1 protein-coding gene is annotated in these 4,136 nt (G+C 70.7%); it reads right to left on the bottom strand.

What is annotated here, in order from left to right:
• Positions 1–4,136 (bottom strand): condensation domain-containing protein (locus IRT45_RS35965; RefSeq protein ID WP_194810213.1); only part of this gene is annotated, 4,136 nt, incomplete at both ends.

The following is a 4,136-nucleotide window of genomic DNA, read 5'->3' on the forward strand; positions in this document are numbered from 1 at the left end:
TCACGGCGTACATGCCGACCACCAGATCGATCGAACGCCGCATACCGAGTGCCACGAAGGTGTCCGGGCCGACGCCGCGCTCGATCAGCCAGCGGGCCAGTGCGTGCACCCGGGCCGCGAAGTCGGCGTAGGACAGACCTGTCCCCTCGAAGCTCACCGCGGTGGCGTCGGGGGTGCGTTCGACCTGCTCCTCGAACAGCGAGACCAGGGTGGCCGAGCCGTCGACCTCGTGGTCGGTCGAATTCCATTGCGACACCACGAGTTCGCGTTCGGCGGGCTCGAGCAGTTCGATATCGCCGGCGCTGACCGCGGGGTCGCCCACGATGGTCGTGAGCACCCGCAGCAGCCGGTCGGCGATGCGGCGCACCGCGTTCTCGTCGAACAGGTCGCGCAGATAACCGGCCCGGATCCGCAGGGTTCGATCGGCGGTCGTCCGGGGCCCTACGTGGTTACGCGAGCTGCCGCCTTCGGGCCCGTCGTCCGACCGCGGTGTGGAGCCCAGCGAGGCGATCAAGCTCAGCGGATAGTGGGTGGCGTCGGTGGCCTCGAGTCCGGCCACCGCCATACCGTCGATGTCGGCGGCCTGGCGCTGAATGCCCTCGGCATCCACCGGATAGGACTCGAACACCACCAGGGTGTCGAACAGTCCGCCGACGCCGATCGCGTCCTGGATATCGGCCAGGCCGAGGTAGTGATGGTCGAGCAGATCCGCCTGCTCACCCTGCACCCGCGTGAGCAGCTGCTCCACGGACTCGGCGGCATCCAGACGCACCCGCACCGGCACGGTGTTGATGAACAGGCCGACCATGGATTCGACCCCGGCCAGCTCCGGCGGGCGGCCCGAGACGGTGGTGCCGAAGACCACGTCGTCGCGGCCGGTCATGCGGCCCAGGACGATGCCCCAGGCCGTCTGCAACACGGTGTTGGCGGTGACGCCGAGTCGCGCGGCGAATTCGGTCAGCCGCGCGGTCTGCACGGAGTCGAGTTCGAAGACGTACTCGTCCGACAGCGCGGTGATCTCGCGGCCGGCGTCGGGGCGCGCCAGCAGGGTCGGCTCGGAGATGCCGGCGAGGGCATCGGTCCACGCCGCCAGCGAGGCCGAATGATCCTGCTGGGCAACCCATTCCAGGAAATGCCGGTAGGAGCGCACGGCGGTCAGCGCGCCGGAGTCGGCGTGCGTGGCGTAGAGCACCAGTAGATCCCGCATGAGCAGCGGCATCGACCAGCCGTCGAGCAGGATGTGGTGGTTCGAGACGACCAGCGACCAGCGCTGCTCGGCCACCCGGATCAGGGTGAACCGGATCAGCGGCGGCGCGGCCAGGTCGAAGCGGCGGGTCCGGTCGGCCTCGATCAGATCGGCGGCCTCGCCGGTCTCGCGGCGGTCGTGTTCGGCCCACGTCGCCCGCACACCGTCCAGCACGACCTGCACCGGATGGCCCTGTGCGTCGGTGACGAAGGCCGTGCGCAGCGTCTCGTACCGATCGATCAGAGCCTGTGCGGCACTGCGCAACCGGGCCGGATCGACGCGGCCGGTGAGGTCGAGGACGGCCTGACCGGTGTAGACGTCGACGGAGGCGGCGGCCAGTTCGGCGTGGAACAGCAGACCGGCCTGCAGCGAGGACAGCGGCCAGACCTGCGAGATCTCACCGAAGCGCCGCTCCCAGCCGTCGATGTCGCTCTGGCCGACGCGCACCAGCGGGAAGTCCGACGGGGTGTGCCCACCCGCACCGGCCGATTCCGCGTGCCGCGCAACGGCTTCCAGCGCCCGCGTCCACAATTCGCCGAATTCGCGCACGGCGCCGGCGTCGAGCAACGTGGTCGGATAGCCGATCCGCGCGGTCAGCCGGTCGCCGACGACGATGGCGTTGATGTCCAGCGGCGCCATCGCCGGCATATCGGCGTCGTAGTCGCCGGCCAGTTCGCCGAGTTCGGGAGCGGGAATCCAGCCGAAACCGCGCAGCGCCTCGGGCACCGCGTTGTCGGAGACCCGGCCCAGGTAGTTGAAGCTGACCTGGCCCGGCATCTGCTCGGGCAGCCGGTCGGTCGTGCGCGGGTTCAGGTAGCGCAGCATGCCGTAGCCCAGGCCCTTGTCGGGCACGGCCAGCAGCTGTTCCTTGACCGCCTTCACGACCCGGCCCATCGCCGGGCCGCCGGTCAGCGCCGCGTCGATGTCGAGACCCGACAGGTCGAAGCGGACGGGGAAGATCGCGGTGAACCAACCGACCGTGCGGGACAGGTCCGCGCCCGGCACGACATCCTCTTCGCGGCCGTGGCCCTCGAGGCGCACCAGCGCACTGTCGGCCCGGTCGTCCGAACCGGCGTGCGCGGCACGCCATTTCGCGATGGCCAGCACCAGCGCGGCCAGCAGGCCGTCGTTGATTCCGCCGTGGTAGAGCGCCGGCACCGCGGTCAGCAGGGCCTTGGTGACCTCCGGGGAGACCTCGACCTCGACCCTGCCGGCGACCCCGGCCACATCGACGGCCGGATCGAACGGCCGCTCGGTGAGCAGCGGGTCGGGGCCGTCGACGACCGCACGCCACCAGTCGAGTTCGTCGTCGCGGTCGGCGGCCGCTCGCTCGAGCGCATGCGACCAGGTGCGCATGCTGGTCGGCGGCGCGGCCAGCTCCGGGGTCCGACCGGCCGAGAGCTGTCCCCAGGCGGTGACGAAGTCGGGCACCAGGATGCGCCACGACACACCGTCGATGACGAGGTGGTGGGCGGCCACGATCAGACGCCCGGCCCGGTCGGCGGCCGACGGCTCCAGCCAGGCGAAGCGCACGACCACCCCGGCCTCCGGATCGAGCCGGTCAAGGCTCGCGTCCAGGGCCGCGGTCGCGATCTCGAACAGTTCCGAATCGGTTGCCGCGGCGTCGAATTCGGTGCGGTCGAGCAGTGACTCGACATCGACGCCGCCCGGTGCGACGGTCTCCACGATCCATTCCGCACCCGCGTGCCGGCGCAGTCGCGCCCGCAGCATGTCGTGGCGATCCACGACGGCGGCGACGGTGGCGAGCAGTCCGGTCCGGTCGATGCCGATCGGCAGTTCCAGGGCCAGCGCCTGATGGAACCGGCCGAACGAACCCGGCCGCTCCACCATGAACCGGGCCACCGGAGTCAGCGGCATGGTGCCGACACCGCCGCCCGGCAGCTCGGCCAGCATCGGCACGGAATCGCCCTGTCCCGCAGCGGATTCGGCGACCATCGCCAGGCCGGATACGGTGCGCTGTTCGAAGACGTCGCGCGGGCTGAACACCACGCCGCGCGCCTTGGCCCGCGACACCAGCTGGATGGAGACGATCGAGTCACCGCCCAGCGCGAAGAACGAATCGTCGACGCCGACGCGTTCGATACCCAGCACCTCGGCGAACACCTCGGCGATCGCCTGCTCCACCGGCGTGCGCGGCGCACGGAAGGTGGTGTCGGTGGCGAACTCCGGCTCCGGCAGCGCCCTGCGATCGAGCTTGCCGGCCGGGGTCAGCGGCACCCGGTCGATGACCATGATCGACGAGGGCACCATGTAGCCGGGCAGCCGCTGTTCCAGATGGGCCATCACATCGGCGACATCGATCGGCTCACCCGGGACCGCGACGACATACGACACCAGCGAGGTGGCGCCCGCGCCGCGGGTGTGGCCCACGGTCACCGCGAAGTCCACGGCGTCGTGGGCGGTGAGCGCGGCGTCGATCTCACCCAGTTCGATGCGGAAGCCGCGCACCTTGACCTGGAAGTCGGAACGGCCGACGTATTCGACCTCACCGGTGTGGTTCCACCGCACCACGTCACCGGTGCGGTACATCCGCTGTCCGGGCTCGTAGGGGTTGGCCACGAAGCGTTCGGCGGTCAGGCTCGCCCGCGCGTGATAGCCGCGGGCCAGCTGCACACCGGACAGATACAGCTCACCCGCGACACCCACCGGCACCGGCCGCAACCGGGCGTCGAGGACCAGCGACTGCATACCGCGGATCGGACCGCCGATGGTGACCGGATCGCCCGCGGCCAGCGGGTCACTGATGTTGGTGGCGATGGTCGCCTCGGTCGGGCCGTAGGCGTTGTGGAACCGGCGCGGCGACCCGTCCGGGGTCACCGACCACTTGGCGACCTGTTCGGCGGTGACCGCCTCACCACCGGCGATGACC

The organism is Nocardia sp. BSTN01 (assembly GCF_015354405.1).
Classification (GTDB): domain Bacteria; phylum Actinomycetota; class Actinomycetes; order Mycobacteriales; family Mycobacteriaceae; genus Nocardia.